General features: G+C 44.3%; 13 protein-coding genes and 1 other RNA gene. 5 read left to right on the top strand and 9 right to left on the bottom strand.

Features of this window, described 5'->3' with window-relative positions; all coding sequences use genetic code 11:
• Positions 1–116: 116 nt before the first annotated feature.
• On the bottom strand, positions 117–2687 hold the full coding sequence (locus tag C7R92_RS33185) for a winged helix-turn-helix domain-containing protein (protein ID WP_106836134.1): 2571 nt from the start codon (positions 2685–2687) through the stop codon (positions 117–119).
• Between the two features lie 241 nt (positions 2688–2928).
• Positions 2929–4047, bottom strand: coding sequence for a hypothetical protein (locus C7R92_RS25915; protein ID WP_106836133.1), 1119 nt, complete (start codon positions 4045–4047; stop codon positions 2929–2931).
• Positions 4048–4183: 136 nt separating this feature from the next.
• Between C7R92_RS25915 and C7R92_RS25910 the strand changes: the two genes are divergently transcribed.
• Positions 4184–5257 carry an RDD family protein gene (locus C7R92_RS25910; protein ID WP_106836132.1) on the top strand — a complete coding sequence of 358 codons (1074 nt, stop codon included), beginning with the start codon at positions 4184–4186 and terminating at the stop codon, positions 5255–5257.
• Between the two features lie 107 nt (positions 5258–5364).
• On the opposite strand, the gene C7R92_RS25905 is transcribed toward C7R92_RS25910, so the two are convergent.
• From C7R92_RS25905 to brnQ, 4 genes are all read right to left on the bottom strand, one after another.
• On the bottom strand, positions 5365–7686 hold the full coding sequence (locus tag C7R92_RS25905; protein WP_106836131.1) for a S9 family peptidase: 2322 nt from the start codon (positions 7684–7686) through the stop codon (positions 5365–5367).
• A 196-nt stretch (positions 7687–7882) separates the two neighbouring features.
• Positions 7883–9484 (bottom strand): sensor domain-containing diguanylate cyclase, encoded by a 1602-nt coding sequence (locus C7R92_RS25900; protein ID WP_106836130.1) that lies wholly within the window; start codon positions 9482–9484, stop codon positions 7883–7885.
• A gap of 166 nt (positions 9485–9650) precedes the next feature.
• Positions 9651–10298, bottom strand: coding sequence for a 2OG-Fe(II) oxygenase (locus tag C7R92_RS25895; protein ID WP_106836129.1), 648 nt, complete (start codon positions 10296–10298; stop codon positions 9651–9653).
• Between the two features lie 175 nt (positions 10299–10473).
• A complete protein-coding gene (gene brnQ, locus C7R92_RS25890) occupies positions 10474–11820 on the bottom strand; it encodes a branched-chain amino acid transport system II carrier protein (RefSeq protein WP_106836128.1) in 1347 nt (448 codons plus the stop codon).
• 784 nt (positions 11821–12604) lie between these two features.
• On the opposite strand from brnQ, the gene C7R92_RS25885 reads away from it, so the two are divergent.
• The 3 genes from C7R92_RS25885 to C7R92_RS25875 all read left to right on the top strand — a co-directional run bounded on the left by C7R92_RS25885 (position 12605) and on the right by C7R92_RS25875 (position 15304).
• The gene (locus C7R92_RS25885; protein WP_106836127.1) at positions 12605–14083 is read left to right on the top strand and encodes a hypothetical protein; all 1479 of its coding nucleotides are present in this window, start codon (positions 12605–12607) and stop codon (positions 14081–14083) included.
• A 244-nt stretch (positions 14084–14327) separates the two neighbouring features.
• Positions 14328–14684, top strand: a complete 357-nt coding sequence (locus tag C7R92_RS25880) for a DUF6220 domain-containing protein (RefSeq protein WP_244195826.1) — start codon at positions 14328–14330, stop codon at positions 14682–14684.
• Positions 14681–15304, top strand: coding sequence for a DUF2306 domain-containing protein (locus tag C7R92_RS25875; protein WP_106836125.1), 624 nt, complete (start codon positions 14681–14683; stop codon positions 15302–15304). Before C7R92_RS25880 ends, C7R92_RS25875 begins: the two co-directional genes overlap by 4 nt.
• Positions 15305–15442: 138 nt before the next feature.
• Here the strand turns inward: C7R92_RS25875 and C7R92_RS25870 are convergent, their stop codons facing one another.
• The gene (locus C7R92_RS25870; protein ID WP_244195825.1) at positions 15443–15736 is read right to left on the bottom strand and encodes a hypothetical protein; all 294 of its coding nucleotides are present in this window, start codon (positions 15734–15736) and stop codon (positions 15443–15445) included.
• A 160-nt stretch (positions 15737–15896) separates the two neighbouring features.
• On the opposite strand from C7R92_RS25870, the gene C7R92_RS31910 reads away from it, so the two are divergent.
• Positions 15897–16592: a hypothetical protein gene (locus tag C7R92_RS31910; protein WP_146147629.1), complete on the top strand. Its 696-nt coding sequence runs from the start codon at positions 15897–15899 to the stop codon at positions 16590–16592.
• A 240-nt stretch (positions 16593–16832) separates the two neighbouring features.
• On the opposite strand, the gene ssrA is transcribed toward C7R92_RS31910, so the two are convergent.
• Both ssrA and smpB read right to left on the bottom strand, forming a co-directional pair.
• Positions 16833–17188: a transfer-messenger RNA gene (gene ssrA / locus C7R92_RS25860) on the bottom strand.
• 159 nt (positions 17189–17347) lie between these two features.
• The gene (smpB, locus tag C7R92_RS25855; protein ID WP_106836123.1) at positions 17348–17821 is read right to left on the bottom strand and encodes an SsrA-binding protein SmpB; all 474 of its coding nucleotides are present in this window, start codon (positions 17819–17821) and stop codon (positions 17348–17350) included.
• Between the last annotated feature and the right edge of the window lie 104 nt (positions 17822–17925).

Below are 17925 nucleotides of genomic sequence, written 5' to 3'. Positions count from 1 at the left end.
GATGTGACCGTTGTGTGTACATGAGATGGATTTGTAAAGAAAACAAACACCCGAAAATGGCTGAGGCCACTGAAAGAGTGGACTTTTTCAGTGGCCTCCGTATAGGCGGGGTGATTCTAATGGTCGATCTCACTTTCTCTTAATCTGACGATGGCTTGTGCCCGATTTTTCACCTGGAGCTTGCTAAAAACTTGATGCACATGCCCTTTTACCGTCCCCAGTGTGAGATGCAGCTTGTCCGCAATCTCCGAGTTGGATAACCCTTCACCGATCAGTGCCAGTACTTCCGACTCTCTTTCCGTCAATTTTTCCAATGCAGGGGATACCCGGATTTGAATATCAAGCGTAGGGAATTCCTTCTCTACACTTTTGAGCAGCATCGAAAGATAAGCCATCTCTTGCTTGGATACGTTTTTGCTTTTATAGAGCGAATAGAGCATTTTGGCAACGCCAGGGCCTTCATCCAAAAAAGTGCGTACATAGCCTTCTGGCGCGGCTAACGTTACCGCCATGCGCATACACGCCGTCGCTTCATGATGCTGTTTTTGGACCATGTAAGCTTGGCTGAGCAGAAGAAAGGCTTCAATCCTACTCCCGAGCCGATCCTTTATTTCCGCTTCGTGCTTTAAGCTGGTTAGTAGCATGATGGCTGCACTGTCGTTTTTTAAATAGATGTATACCCGGGCCAACGTCATTCGCTCAAATTCATGTCGGGAAGCGACAATATCGACATTCATTTTCCTGTAGGGCTCAGCCCATTTTTCTATTTCTTCCCGTCGATTTTCTTCGATCCATAATCGGACGCGGAATGTTTCTACAAAAGACATCCAATGGGGAGGCGCATCGTGCTGGCGGCATAGCAATGTGATTTCCTCCATGGCCAGCCACATCTCTTCGTGACGACGCTCTGCTTTTCTCCATCGGGCCAAAGTCAGATACACGGGGACCAATACGCCAAAATTCAAGGAGATGGTGCCTAACTGGATTGCTCGCGGTACGAAATATTTTAACTGCTCAAAATCATTTTTCTCATAATAGAGCTCAGCCATCACGATGGAACCGTAGGCTAATATGCCAAGACCACTGTGCTTCCAGATCGCCCGCAGTTTTGGATAGTATTCATTCACGTTGGACAAATACCCGCTCAAGGCCACACGACTACGCAGCACGTACGGCTCATCTGAATTCAGCTCTATGCCGACGATGAAGTAGCGGCTGAATTTTGGCTTCATTTGAACTGATTCTTCCATATATTTGAGGGAAAGATCTACACTTCCCCGCATCACTTCGATATATCCCCGAAGCACACATATTTCTACTCGACAGTCGTCAAAGCTCCCATGGTTGGTCCGTGTTGCTTCGTCAGCCAATTGAAGGAGGATTTCCGCCTGATCAATTTCGTTGGATACAGCATGCAGCCAAGCAAAAGCAATGCACAGCTCAGGGTTGCATTCCAACCAGGACTTCTCAAAGTATTTCATCCATCTGCGCAATGTTATATTTTCGTACTGTTTCAACATCCACGGCGCATGTGCAACGATCAAACGGCTCGCTCGGGTCCAATCTTTTCCGAGAAACGCATGCTCAGTCGCCTCCATGATCCACCCGTGACTTTCAAACCAACAGCTTGCAGAGATATGTAGGGCAGGAAGCAATTCGTTATAGGTTTTTCTTACATGGGAAAGCAGAAGTTCTGCGAACAAATGGTGATAACGATACCACTCATTTACGCCATCCAGTGCGATGACAAATGAATTCGTTCTCTCCAGCATGCGAAGGATGTCGTGAGCATCCGGCTCTCCCGTAACGGCTGCGCATAGATCGCCTGTCAGACGCGGCAGTATGGACGTTTTCAACAAAAACTTCTGCACCTTTTCTGGAAGTCGTTTCAATACTTCTTCCGACAAATATTCCCCGACATACTTGTCATTACCGGAAAATTGATGAATGACCTTAGACGCTTCGGGCTTTCCTTGCATGGACAAGGCTGCTAACTGCAAACCGGCCACCCATCCCTCCGTTCGTTTGCTTAGCATGCCAATATCTTGTTCCGACAGACTCAGACCCAGCTGCTCATGGAATAAGCGCCGACACTCCTCCTCATTGAACCGTAGAGTGTCAGAGCCCAGTTGCTTCAACTGTTTCCGAACGCGTAGACGGTGTAGGGCAAAAGGAGGTTCCTCCCGCGTAATTAGAACGACATGCATATATAAGGAAGCATGCTGGATCAGTGTCTGCAGTCCTTCATGAATGGAAGGCTCCTTAATGAGATGGTAATCGTCCAATACCAGATAAAAATCACGTTCAAATCCCGCAATTTCTTCGAGTAACACGGACATCAACTGCTCAGCAGAAGCCGTGTACTGTGGGTGAAGTACCGAGGAGGCTTCTTTGCCCAAGCCTTCCTGTGCCCTATCAATCGCCCTAGCAAAATATCGCCAAAAGCGCACGGGATCATTATCGGATTCATCCAGGGAGATCCAACCGGTCGGTTTGCCTGAATTTTGCGTCCATTGACTGACTGCTGTCGTTTTACCGAAACCGGCTGGCGCGCACACGAGAATCAATCTTGCAGCGCCCGCGTCATCGATTTCTTTCAATATTTGATGCCGAAGTAACAAGTCCGAACCATACTTCGGAACATGAAGCTTGGTTGCGATAAGTGGACTGTACGTTAATAAATCCATACGCATCTCCTGCCTAGAAGTAAAATGACATTCATGAAGGAAACATGGAAAGTAGCCTTACTATCGATGACCTGAAGCGCAATGAGGTTGGCTAACGGGGAAAAAGAGTCTATATAAAGATAGGAAATATTGCTCAGATTAAAGATACAGCAAAGTGATCTCTGAGTGGATATTTTTTTTATGAACGTTGCTTCCAAACAGAGAAAAACCCGACCGTTACAAATGTCGGGTTTACCTTGAGTCATCGAAGCATTCTGTTGATTCGTCTGGCTTCTATCGCGACTTTTTTACTGTACAGCCTTTTATCCTGCTTGAGTTGCAGCACCTTGGCACACTGATGCGCCTTTTTCAAAACATTACTGCTGTAGTTGTTAGTCGACTTCAACATCTGGTCGGCCCAGCGGTACGCTTCTCTAGCCAAAGACTCGTCGCTATCCTTTGCCATCAAGCTGATATCCAACAAGGTCTCGCTCAAGCTTCTGCCCAAACCGGCACTCCTCCAGGAAGAAAAGAGCTTGAGCTCTGGTTCGCACTGCTTAACGCTGGCAAAAGCCTGGACCCAGTCCTGCTTGAGCAAATGGATTTCGGCCATTTTTAACCAAAGAAATACTTTGTCAAACGAATCTTCTTGTTCCGGAAGATCCTGTGTGAGATAGTGAAGTGCCTTGTCGTACTCTTCCAATTGTTTTGCCTGATGATACAGCAGAGAATAATTCTTTTTGTCAGAGCCCAGCTGCTCTTCTAGCTTCCCCAGTAATTCTCTGGCTTCTGCACTATTACCGAAATCGCTTGCTCTGTCCATTAACGTAATCAAGGACTCATCCTCGAGATTGGCAGGGTAATTCCTTGCCTTGGATTGAAACCATCGTTCCATATGTTCAGCCGTATACATCGTTTCCAGCTCCTCTTTCTTATTCTGAAAGAAAGAGCTGATTCGGTACAGATCGTTCTCTTCGATATACGTGATCGCCTCTTCAATCCCCGCCGAAATGATATACTCGGTGTCAAAGCCATAGTAGGTATCGAAATTACTTAATTTTGCCTGCTCAAACAGTGGGATATGGTTCACATCCTGACACTTCGCCAACAAATAAGCCACAATGTCCATGGATTCATGTAATCCCTGATACGGATGGAATTTATGCATCTCAATCTCTTGGCTCATCAAATAGTGCAGGAACTCTTTGTCTGCTTCTGTCACAGTCTGATCGTATTGAAGTTGAACAATCAGTGCGTATCTTTTCAGCCCGTTCTTGTCATAACCGTATGCATCCTTACACTTGCTATATGCAAAAGAGCCCCAGATGTCTTTTGAATGTTTGATCAATGGCAATTGCTCGGGTATTTGGTGGATTTCCATATGCTATTCTCCTCTCCCCGGAGTGGGATGGCAGCGCCTTACTCATCTTTTCCCATTCTAATCGTCTACATTTGACAATACAATTTTCAAAGTGGTTAAATGTAATATGTTTACATTTTTCAGGAGGTGCACAAAATTGGAGCAACAACCGTCATCATCATCGGTACCGACAGAATTTTCTCCTCTTGCCCAACAAGAGCCACCAAAAAACATGGGAGATTTATCGAAATCGTACGACAGGGCGACGATTTTTTTCACGAGATGGGGAGCCCATATTCTGGATCATATTCTTCTCGCTTGTTTTCTACTCGGACTCCTCTCCCTTGGGATTTCCATTGCTAAAGACGCCAACGCACTTTACTTCTTCATCCTAGCCGCCATTATCCTATGTTCTTATTATGTACTGTTAGAAGGACTTACCGGATATACGATCGGAAAATTTACTTTTCGCATCATTGCTGTCAATGCAGAAGGACAGCCGCCGGGGTTATGGAAATCATTCATCCGTTCCCTCATTCGTCTATTCGAAGCAAATGCGTTTCTTCTAGGCGGGTTGCCTGCCGGTATCAGTGTGTTGGCTTCCGACAAAAGACAACGGTTAGGCGATCTAGCAGCGAATACATACGTCGTTAAGGTGAAGGATCTGAACAACGTCAGCAAAAAGCAAACAACCGTACTCGCTGTTGTCTTCTCCAGCGTAGCTGTTTTATCCATCATTAGTATGATTTTTGGGATAATCGATCTCGCATCAAAAACGCCTACCGAAGAAATTTTCTATAGCAAGGATAAAAAGCTTCAAATAACAGCCCCTTCCGATTGGAGCAAGGATTCAGCCCTTCATGATGAAGCTGATATAGCCATCTCCAATCGAATCAGCGAAAAGTATTTACTCATACTATCAGATGCCAAACAGAATCTCGACAGTTCATTCACACTTCAGGACTATGCAGACTTCGTTGAAGCAAACATTGAAGATTCAGTAGAAAATGTATCCGTTGATAAACCGATTCGTACCGTAGTAAATAACCAGGTCGCCATCCAATTCAATGCCAAAGGGGAAGGAGACGGCGTCAAAATCGCGTATATTGTAACAGTGTTCGAAACGCCTACGCATTTTTATCAAATCATGGCTTGGACTGAGCAGAAAAGGTTTGATTCGCTCAAACAAGAACTGCAAAAGGTCAGTGCAAGTTTTCGCGAGGTAAAATAGCGACTGCCTTCTCCTCGGAAAAAAACTCCATAGTTTTAATAAAAAATGAAAAGAGGAGCTCTTCTTAGGGCTCCTCTTCGCATTTCACCGTTTTCATTCCTCACACACTATTTCTCTATCGGCTCTTTATCAATGGCCTTTTTGCTGGCTATTTGATTCCCCCACGGAGGCTCTGCTCTCATTAAGTGCCTTACAAAATAATCCCACTTTCTGCGAATAAAGTACGGTTCCAAAGAAAAGCCGTGATGTCGGTTGGGCAATAGCAACATATCAAAATCTTTATCCGCTTTAATCAGCGCATTCGCCATCCGAATCGTTTGGGAAGGATGCACATTTTCATCCATATCTCCGCTCACCAGTAAGAGCTTTCCTGTCAGATTGGCTGCCAGACGTGCATTGTCTTGATCCTTGTACAAGTCCGGGTCATACAGACCTTGATAGCGTTCCGCCCATGCTGCTATATACAGCCGTTGATCATGATTACCACACGCGGAAACCGCAGCTTTGTAAAACGCTGGAAATGAGAGCATGGCCCTTGTTGAAGCGTAGCCTCCCCCTGACGAGCCCCAAATGCCTACCCGATCAACATCCACATACGGGTAGCGCTCAGCCAATTGCCTTACCGCAGTCACATGGTCAAGCAAACCTCCTGCTTCCTCCAATTTTCCGTTCGAGATATCATGGAACCATTTGGAACGATAAGGTGTCCCCATTCCATCTAGGATCAATACGATAAAACCCAGCTGCGCCAAAGATTGTCCACCACCCAGCGGGTCATGACTTCGACCGGGATCGAGCGCGAAAGCTTTCGGCGTATTGATGATCTGTGGTCCCCCGTAAATGTAATCGACGACCGGATACTTGCGTGAAGGATCAAACGGGAATGGACGCAGCATCACCCCATAAAGATCGGTCACACCGTCTCGTGCTTTAACGGTAATCCTTTCTGGAAATTGGTACCCCATCTCGAGCAGCATTTCTACATCAGCGTGCTCCAATTCGCGAATCAGGGTGCCATCTATCGAGCGGAGAACAGAAACAGGCGGCAAATCAACTCGCGAAAACGTATCGACGAAATACTTCAGATTGGGAGAAAACACAACATCATGCTCTGCATCTTCTGGCGTCAGCAACGACAGATCCGTTCCATCCAGACGAACGCGATACAGGTGTTGATAATAAGGATCGCGCCCCTCTTCTAGCCCCCCTCCAGTGATATACACCCATCCCTGCTGCTCGTCCACTGCCATCAATTTTCGTACCGTCCAGGAACCCGATGTGATCGGATTGCGAATTTCCCCCGTTTTGCCATCGCAATGGTAGAGGTGGCTCCACCCATCACGCTCTGAGTGCCAGATGAACGAACCATCAGCCAATAACCGAATATTCGGATTAGTTTCTCCGAGATTATGCAGGTCTTGATTCAAAAACGTATCGCTTTGTTCCCGGAGTAGTGTGCAAACCTCACCGGAGCAAGGATCAGCCACGGAAAAATCGACAGAGCGAGCATCACGGGACATCCGGGCAAAATATACCTGTTTACTGTCGGCTGACCATCCGGCCATTTGCATCCCCGGAGTGAGGGGTGAGACTGGACATGCCAGTAAAGGCTCGCTTTCAATCTTAACTGTGGTTCGCCTTTCCAAATCACAGACGACCAGCTCTGCCAACGGTACGTGTGGATCGCCAACTAGTGGATAACGGTACGAGTGGAGTACCGGTCTGACTTCTTCGCCTTTCGGAACCGATTGAATCAGATACAAATCGCGCACCTTTCTTTGATCAAGCCGATGGGTCAACAGCATCTTGGAATCGGGTGACCAAATCGCTACTGGAGGAAGCTTTATGTTATTCAATCGCTCCCCCACCGTCGAGAGCCGACATTCAGGTTGGGTTCCGTAATCATAGTAAGCCTTGCCGTCGCGAGTTAGCCTGAAACGCTTTCCGGTCTCGAGTGACCGAACATACAAGTTGTGATCATATACGAACGCCACCCACTTTCCATCTGGAGACGGCAGTTCATCCATCGACGGCTTATCCATATGATCTATCGGCTTGCAGCTGTATTCCTGTAAATCACAGTTCCAGACAGTACCGCCCACCTTAAACTGGAATGACGATCCATTCTCGGTAAATAAAAGTTCCCCGAGTGGCAATGTTTCTGCGCTATACGTTTCTCCTGCCCTTCTTGACAAACAGACAGCTAATCGTGCGTGATCGAATGCTGGCTGACTCGTATTCTGTTCAGCATCCACGATCACATATTGCCTGCCAGTCCCCTTTTCCAAACGGATTTCTCGGATGTACCAGAACCGATTCCCACTGATCCAGTTTGGCCTGACAAAAGCATTGAATACTGCGTCGTAATAATTGGCAGGATGCAAGCGTTGTGCCCTCTCATACTGTTCCCCTGTGACAACATTCTCCATATGAATCCCCCTCTTCCAAAGTGAGATACAAGAATCATGTGCTTCACAATTTCGAACCAGAAGTTTCCTTAATTATCCATTTGTTACATGCATATGTAAATCGCGAGATAATATATCTCTGAATTTACTTTTTTAGCACCGAACAAGTGATTTTTTTTTCAAAAAAGAAAGAGGCGCTCTCTCGCCTCTTCGCTCCTCACATAGATTCCTCCACTTCCGCTATCATTGTTTGGTTCCTACCCGATCTCTTCGCCTTGTACATGGCCTCGTCAGCTACATGCATCAGATCTTCAGCAGAAACAGCATGGGAAGGATAGTGCGCAATGCCTTGTGACACGGTTAGCGGCTGCCCGATTGGATTTGTACTTGTTTCTAAGGTATGGCGTACTCGTTCGGCCACCTGATAGGCCTCCTCCAAGCCAGCATGGGAAACAAGGACAACAAATTCCTCACCGCCAAAGCGACTGCTCACATCTTCGGGCCGAAGTGATGAAGAAATCATTTTCGCAAAATGTTTCAACACCTCATCTCCAGACTGATGACCATACGTATCATTAATGGATTTAAATCGATCAAGGTCCATCATAATAAGAGAAAAGGGGATTTGCTCCATCATCCATTTTTGCATGGTTTCCTCGAGCGTTCTTCGGTTTGTTAGCCCTGTCAACGGATCTGTTCGCGCATCATGAGCCAACTGATCTGTCTGTTTTTTGATATCGTTTAATGTATAGCGAATGGCTCGAGTTAACAGCTCAGCCTCTCGATTCCAATGCTGTTTACCTTCCGAGAACTCTACCTCTTCTCTACCTGCCTTGCTCACAAGATCGGCCAGGGATACGAAAGGTCTTGCTACTTTGCGCGCAAGTCCAATCACAACTAGCATTAATAGTAGAAAGGGAGGCAGCGTATACAACAAAACGAATTGAATATCACGATTTATTTGTTCATAAACAACACTGATAGGGGACACAACAATGACACCCCAGTCATTCTCTGGAACCTTCACGTAAGCGGCCAATTCCGTCTGTCCCCTCAAGTTGACGATCTGTTCATAGCCACTTTGTCCTTGAATGAGCTTGTGCACAGCTGGATTCGCACTGATATCCTCTCCGATCCGGCTTGCATCACGATGGAACAACAAATGACCATCAGATCCTACGATGTAGAAAGATGAACCTAGTTCGTCTGTTGGGTTGCTCCCTAAGATCGCATTCAATATGTTATCTTCATGAAGATAAATCGTTCCCCCGATAAACCCCCGGTAGAGCCCGTCCTTATCAAATATGGGCTCGCTCATCAGTACGATGAGTCGCTTGGTGTTTGAAGTTACGTAAGGCTTAGAAATGTATGGCTTTTGTAAAGCCAATGCCGATTTCGCTGTTTCCGTTTTAATATAGCTTCCTACGGTACCAATATATCCGGGAGACACACTTCGAACCGACCCGGTTTCATCTATCACGGTAACCGAATTAAAATAGTTGTTTGTACGGCGGATCAATTCAAGCTTTGAATATACCTCATCTGCATTCATCTCGTTCCTATTGGAAAAGATGCTCGCCGAATACTGTAAGCTACTGCGCATGGATTTTATCAAAGAGTCTATGGTGTGGCTCATTTTGGTTGCACTTGTGTGATTCAAGGTCAACGTGGTGTGAATCAGTGCCTGTTTTTTGGACTGATAGAATGAGATAAGGAGAATGGTAACAGTCAGAACAACGGATAAAGAGACTAGTCCTGTTAATAGTGTCACGAGGCTAATCTTTTTCGAGTGGTTTGCTTTTTTTTGTAAGACAGGCATTGGATGCCCCCTTATATTTTGCATGTAGCTTATGCAATAAATAAAAAACAGTCTAACACTTGATAATATTCATTTCAAGTACATGAGATGGTTCAAACTGCCAACTCTTGGCATTTGGACATAAAAAAGCCACCTTTGTCAGGTGGTAGTTTTAGTACATCATTATCTAGGAAACCCGAAAGCTTTGTCTTCTCATCCACATCGTTGCGACCCACTTTTCCCCATGGATCACTTGTGTCCCAGCATGCAAAGTGAACTCGTTTAATTCTTGATTGCTATAAAAATATTCAAAGTAGACAGCCATGCCTTTGGTAGGGAAAACAGATAAATTAAGCAAAGGGAACACCGTTCCTCCGCCTTGCTCCACATCATTCAAATACATTACGAGCGTACTAATGCGATTGTTCGTACTTGCTCGACTCGTTTCTGCAAAGAAATCATAATGGGGTTTATATTCTTGGCCAGGGGTATATCGTAGAACTTGCAAGCCATCACCATGCTCAATCGGAATGTTCATGATTTGGGAGATACGCTTCTCGATTCTTGTAATCGTCTCCGTCTGCTCGCAGAACACCCCGCTGCTCGTTCGAATAGAATTGACTGAACGATCTTCGCCTATTTTTGAACGTTGCAATCGTTCTCTGGAATGTTCGATTAGCTCATCGCATTCGCTATCGCTAAGCACATTTCCTAACACGACAACCAGTGGTTCCTCATACTTAGCAAGAATTCGAATCTCTCGATCTTCTGTCTTAATCCTATTTCCAGTATGATCAAAAATCGTCCGTTCTTTCTCTGTCGTGTGCTCTTTCACCCTATGCACCCCATATATATGACATCCATCGCAAAAAATAGAATACCATAAAATAGGCAATTCCAATCCGCAAACTTTAGAAAAATAAAAATATTTTCAACTCTCACTCGATGCTGATTGACTTATGAACAAAACCCGTCTCCTATATGGTAAGAGACGGGTTTGTAAGTTATTTTCATGCCTCTTTTTGTTTTTGAACGTGGTACGTATTCTTCCGGAATACACTGATCATGTATCCGCATACCCCGCCTATAAGAGAAGGCAGCAACCAACCCAAACCTACGTCATACAGTGGTAGGTACTGAGCAAAATAATGATGGACAACACTGTTTTCGAGTCCAGCAGCCTTTAAGCCATCAAACAGACTAATCAGAAAAGTGAAAAGTAAACTTCCTTGATACACTTCTGGTCTGCCATTGAATGCTTTGTGCAGAAACGTCAAGAAGAGTAACGAGATCGCAATCGGATACATGGTCATTAAGATCGGAACGGAGACCTTAATGAGTTGCGTTAATCCAATATTGGCAACGAGTGTACTGAAAACAGACAAAATAACCGCGAATTTTTTGTAAGAGATCTTCGGAAACCATGCATGAAAAAATGAAGAGCAGGCTGTAATAAGCCCTACACTAGTAGTCAAACATGCCACTGTAATCATTAATCCCAATAAAATGGCACCATAAGAACCAAAGTAGTAATTCGAAACTTTCGCCAAAACTTCAGCGCCATTTTCTAAGTGGCCCAACTTTTCTACACTAGAGGCACCCATAAAGGAAAGTGCGGTATAGAAAAGAGCGAGAAGTAAACCGGCTATCATTGTTGCTTTTGCGCACGCAGCCAATACCTGTTTTTTGGCAGTAACTCCCTTTTCTTTAATCGCATTCACGATGATCATTCCAAAAACAAAAGCTACAAGCGCATCCAATGTTAAATACCCTTCTTGAAAACCCTTGAAAAATACATGGGATGTGTAATCTGCTTGCGGGGTTTGAAGGGCTCCAATTGGATAAATAATAGCCGTTACTGCAATAATTCCAATAAACGTTAATTTAATTGGAGTTAAGATTTTTCCGACTACATGGATAATTTTCATAGGATTGAGCGATAAGAAGCAGGCAATTGCGAAAAACAGGATGGTAAATAGAATCAGCGGTGCCGGACCTGCCTGTTCTGATAGGAAAGGCTTTACCCCAATATCAAACGATACATTGCCTGATCTCGGTATCGCAAAAAACGGACCGATTGCTAGATATAGAACAATCGTGAATACCATTCCGAATACGGGATGCACGCGACTGGCTAAAGAGCGCAAGTCGTCTTTTCCCGAATAAACAAAGGCTGTGATCGCTAACAAAGGTAACCCGACCCCTGTAACTAAAAAACCTGCATTGGCTATCCATACATTTGTTCCTGCTAACTGGCCAAGCATGGGCGGAAAAATTAAATTACCCGCTCCAAAAAACAAAGCAAATAACATGAATCCTATCGTAACTACAAAAGAAAATGGCGCTTTCTGTGACACAAAAATCCTCCTAATTGTTCTCTATCTCTCATTCATAAATGTTCATTCAGATGGTTGCTTACCCAACCCTCATTTATTCATTCTGATACTATACTCTAAATAAACATTCTTTTCAAACATACATAACTCAAATTACCGCTCCGATCGCAAGAGAAAGACACTCCAATCGCTATGAGCTCAGCTACTCCAAGTTGCTGGAAATCAAGCTTACACCCCTGATACAGTTTACTACAAGCACCCCTATTGTCGCAGCAGGAAGTACCTTCCCTGGAATAAGCCGCCATTAACCAAATTTATATATTTCAGAAAATATTTATTTTTCTTAACTTGAAATGAATTGTCAATTTTCCTTATAATTACAATTAAGCCTTTTGTTGATAGAGAGGTCATATAATTCCACTTCTGTGGAAAGGAGGTATAGACTCATGAAAAAGGTCGTAAAAGTAGCAGTAAACAAGAACAAACAAGTGCAAGAAATGAAAGCGCTGAAATGGCGTGTAGTTGTTGATGTGTGCTTGTAAGAGAATCAAAAAACCATGCATTATCTCCGTATATAAAATTTGGAAGGGACGGGATTTCTCATGAAACAGGTAGTGAAAGTACAACTTTCTAACAATCAAAACGTTCAAGAAATGAAATTGCTTTTCCATCCAATTATGACACTCGCGTGTAAAAAGTAATCGAAAGTAATCGATTGTTCAAGAGCACCTCGTGTGCTCTTGAATTTTTTGCAAACAGTTCTCGCTTTCTAGCAGTAAGCAAACAGGACGGGATGGTGCAGTTTATGAAACAGGCGCATTTGTTGGAAAGATATCATCAGTTGAGAGAACTTGCCGAGGATCAAGACGCATGGCTAGAATCAGAGATCGGTTCCGATCTTTGGGTGGATGGAATTAACGTATTTTTAACGGTATCACCAGAGGATTTCATTGAGGGACTTGAGAGATTCGAGGGTAACTACGGTTTTAACAACCATGGAATGGTAAGCGATATACGTCAATTTCAACGTTATTGTAGAGAGGCAGCAGCGGATGGTGAATTTCCTTTATATCAGGCTCTAGCAGTTGGGATGACCTGGTTAAGCTTGCAGCCTCAAATAAACGGCGGCTATTTCAATTTGCCCGTTCAAATTACCAATCACTCCATCGCTTTGTTGTTAAGCCCAACCTATTTAGCTGTTTGGGCACATAGTTACAATGAAGGGATTGGATTATACTTAGATTTACATTCGACGCTACCAACATTATTCCGACCAGAACATGGGCGGATCTATCAAAATGCAGGATCGTATTTGGAAGGAAGTCACATCAAGTTTCCTTTTCAAAATTACTTCCACGAAATTGCTCATATCCTCTTCTTCCATGATGTCTATCAACGTGTACTGGGGAGCGAAGACGAATGCAGAAGCTACTGGACACATATCGAAGCATGCATTTATGGACTTGAGGAGCAGGTGCTCGCTGAAATGATGGAAGTGCAACCAGATTTGCATGCCATTGATGATGGATTCGGAAGTAGTAAAGGATTCGAGGATTTTATCTCTTATCGATTTGGAATTCTTGGTGCTCAAGAGGATAGATCGATATCAAAAGACACGGTTCGAACGTACATCAAAAGAAACATGCAATTAGGCGAAGCGAATGAAAACATCCCTGATAATGAGGTAAAAGCGAGGATTCTTGCTAGTCATAAGCTAAATGAGGAACAATTACAAGAACTCGATACTCACTGCAAGTCATTTGCTACTGCATTGCAAGTACATAGCTTGTGGGGAATCAAAAGCTATCAACGAAACTCGATTCCAGCGTTTCGTGAAGTGGTAGAGTTACTCTCTCCTGATGCGTACTGCCTACAAAAACTCGAAGAATCCCTGCGACCAGATTCATGGAGTACAGTAGAAGATTTGTTATCGAAAAATCCTTTTGTTGAGATATGCTCTCAAACAAGAGAAAAAAATATTCAAGTATGGAACTGGCGTGATACCCTGTCTCGATTGGCAGAAATGCGCGGATATTTGGCAAACGCTAATGAACCTGGTTATGGTGAGACCAATCAAGAGCTATTTGGGATAGCAAAGCGTTTGGCTAGCGTCATTCACGAGGAGAAACAAAAAGTGGGCCTGGAAGAGCAGTATGAAATCCAGTACGCCGACATGAACCGAGAAATTAGCGAATCATTAAACCGACTGCCTAACGTGGAAGTACGCGATCATTTGCACAATCTCCTCTCCAAACCGTATTACTTTGTGTTAGAGCCCAATTAATAGCTGATAATGAGTCAAAGACCGGCGATATTTACTATGTTGGTCTTTGTTTTTTTATGCATGTGTACATAATTCGTTATGTGGTTCAGATTTTATCCTTTTTTTAGAAATCGTTTAGGGTTTGTTTTGAACTCGCGTTTAGGATGGGGGTAATACAAATTATTCAGATGGGAGAGGTTTTTACATGCTTGAGATGAATGAGAAGATTCCCCTTCCCCCTCCTCGTGTGAAAATATGGAGGTACATGTTTATTGTCCTCGCATGGGTGTTTTTTGCTTTCATTATTGTTCAGGTATCACTGGCAGGTCTTGGGCTGTTCGTCAACGGAGAACATTGGGAACTGCATAGAACCCTGGCTCACTATTTTGCATGGATTCCAGTCGGCATGTTGGTTCTTTCTTTCCTTGGAAAGCTGCCTGTACATCTTCGTTGGATTTGTCTCGGATTATACCTAATGATCGTTGCACAGTTCCTGACCGTTATTTATTCCTCTCACTTAGGAATCCTCTCTGCGCTTCATCCTGTTATTGCCTTGTTTCTCTCCTGGGGCTCTCTCTCCACCGTAAAACATTCTCATAATCTAGGGGGGAAGAAGGTATGAAAATCCCTAAAATTTGGTGGGTATTATTTCTAATATCTCTATTGGTTATCGTTCCATTTCTATTTCCCTATTTAACATTAGATCCTGCAAACAGTCGAATAACGATTATTCCCGGCACTATTCACTATCCTTTATTAGTTGCTCATATCGTTGCTGCTTTCATTGCTCTTCTCACTGGTTTTTTTCAGTTTGTCGACCGAATTCGCCTAAAGAACCCAAGCATACATCGTTTTCTTGGGAGGATTTATGTGTACAGTGTGTTTATCAACGGACTCCTCTCTTTAGCGAGTATCTTTTATGCAGAAAATTTCATGAAGGCAACAAGCTTCCTTGTGTTATCTTTCGCTTGGCTTTTCACATGCTGGAAAGGGTACCTTACCGCAATCAACAGGGAATTTGAGGAACACCGAAAGTGGATGATTCGCAGTTTTGGAATGACATTGGTTGCCATAAGCGCGCGTCTTTTGGTGCCAGTATTACTCCTTCTTTACTATATTTTTCATGGTTTTTCTCTTCCGCATGGTATGGAAACCGTTATTGGAGAGGTATTGAATGTAAACATTTGGGCTGGTCTCATTCTTAATTTTGTGATAGTAGAGTGGGCTATATTGAAGAAATAGGCTTGCTTAGTCACGCCTGGAGTCGTAGCGCAATGAAGGACTGTCTCGATCGTTGAATCGGGACAGTTCTTCTTGTAGATCGGTTTCGTGAGACACAGCTTTCCCTCCCCGAATCAGAAAACGAACGAGGAAAGTGACCTAGAAATAAGAGCTCTGATGCAGATTGCGTTTGCTTTTTTCAAGTGTCTTGATCATTAGATACTTTTGTACGCCCTTGGATTCGGCAATGGCTAGTTGACCGTATTTTTCTGCTTCTGCCATGTTTCCTTGGTGATAGGCCACTTCAGCATCGAGTGACAACTGGTAGATACGATTGTTGATCTCGGATCGGTGTTGGTTGTAGGCATCTTGGCTGTTTTTTAGTAGTGCTAAATGTGCGAAGTTTATTGGTAGTAATTTTGAAGCGATCAAGAAAAAGGTAATCCATACCATAGGGGTAGGCTCTATGTCTAGGAAGGAGATCGTTAAGCCACCATTAAGTCTATAACATTTTATGGAAAAATATTGAAATAACACCAAATGATCGAAGGAGCTTAATAAAACAAAAGCGAATCCTAACAGAAAATATTTCTCATGAAGGGGTGTTCTGTTCATGCTTAAAAAAAGTATGGTTTCTGCTTTAGGTCTACTAGTAGTTACAATGTCTCTAACCATTCCTACCAAGGCAACTGAACTCACAACATCTTCTCAGGAAACGTTACTTCAAAATCATTCAACCGACTCTCGTAAAGTATCAAGAGTAACTAGTGTTAATTTTGGAGCTACAAGACAAATTTCAAAATCAACTCCGATTCCTCCAGATTGGGTCATTACAACAGTAATGAGTGACTACTACGTCATCCAATATGTAGGTGGAGCAAAGTTGGGTCAGACAGTACAGACTGCTAGAACGACTCCCATTCCAAAAGACTGGGTGATCACTGTTGCAACAAGTGATTTCTTTGTATGGACGTATGTAGGAGGGGCAAGCTTCGGATATACAATTCAGACCGCAAAAATAACCCAAGTTCCAGAAAACTGGGTGATTACTCTAGCAACTTCGGATTTTTATCAACTGAAGTATGTAGGAGGGGCAAGCTTTGGACAGACCGTACAGACCGCAAAGTTCACTCGAATTCCAGCAAATTGGGTGATCACCCAAGCAACAACGGATTTCTTTGTATGGCAGTATGTGGGAGGAGCAAGCTATGGAACGACCGTACAAACCGCAAAAATTACCCCAATTCCACCAGGCTGGATCATTACAACCGCTACATCAGACTTTTATATCCTTACTTTTAGAGGATAGTGGTAGTTAGAGAAAACATGCATAATGACAATGACACCTACTCGTGAGAACGGGTATTTTTTCTCTTCATCTGTCATTGCTATATGTTTACTGTCAACCTGGACTCCAGATTATCGTCGTTCATCTTCATTTACACGCCTTAAAATTTCCCAAGGTTTCTCACGCCAGTATGTCCAGAGAACAGTTCCCCCATAAACGCAAAAAAACCACCCTCATCAGGTGGATTCACTTTATGTATTTTGGTGGAGGCGGGGGGATTCGAACCCCCGTCCGAAAACAGCGATACATGAGCATCTCCGAGCGCAGTCACTCATTTAAATTTCGGTACCGGATTCGCGGAGTGACGCGCTGACCCGTTACCTAGCCTGATTGATCTTCTTCCTTCGGCTCCAGGCGGAAGCCTCCGGCGTATCCCACTAAAGTTGAGCGCTAGTCATGCCACATGGGCGATGGAATGGTAGCGCCTCACTGGTTATTAAGCAGCGAGAGAAAGTTGTTTGTTGCCAGTTAATGGCGTTCCGCGTTGTTGACGAGGTCCGCAGCCCCCCGGCTCGCTTCTCATGCTCTACCATCCCCGTCGAATCCAGAACGCCCCCAGGTAAGGTGAGAAAAAGTCTAGGTGAAGAGCCATTAAATCCGCACCTAGACTATATTGTAACTAACAGTGTATTGGCTTGTTGTTGCTTATTAAATATAGCACAGGCGACAACCAAAACTCAACGTTGATTGCTGCCAAGCCTGCCAGTGCAATCCAATCAACCTTTTTGACGTTCGCGCAGAGCACGCTCGATATCACGCGTGGACTCTTTTTTCTTGAGGTCTTCGCGCTTGTCGTAGTTCTTTTTCCCTTTGACAAGTGCGAGCTCGACCTTGGCCCAGCCGCCCTTCAAATAAATGCTGAGTGGGACCAGTGAGTAGCCTCTTTCGCGAATCAGACCATTGAGCTTGAGGATTTCCAAGCGGCGCATCAGCAGCTTGCGAGTCCGCTCTGGCTCATGGTTAAAACGATTTCCCTGCTCGTACGGACTGATGTGCACATTGTACAGAAGCAATTCGCCATTCTGCACACGGGCAAAGCTGTCCTTGAGCTGGACACGCGCCGCACGCACGGACTTGATCTCCGTACCGGTCAGCTCAATGCCTGCCTCGTATACTTGCTCGATGTGGTAATCGTGGCGCGCTTTTCGGTTTTGGGCGATTGTCTTGGTTCCGGCCTTCTCTTTTGACATGGAGATCACCTCACTTGTACGTACTGCGTTTCGTACCAGTTAGTCTAGCAAATTTTGCCCATTGTGGCAAGTCATTTACCCGGTAAATAGCCATCCCCGAAAAG

Origin of the sequence: Brevibacillus porteri, assembly GCF_003013475.1 — a bacterium.
Classification (GTDB): Bacteria; Bacillota; Bacilli; order Brevibacillales; family Brevibacillaceae; genus Brevibacillus; species Brevibacillus porteri.
Note: the sequence above shows the minus strand (reverse complement) of the source record. Positions and strands in the feature narration are given on the sequence as shown.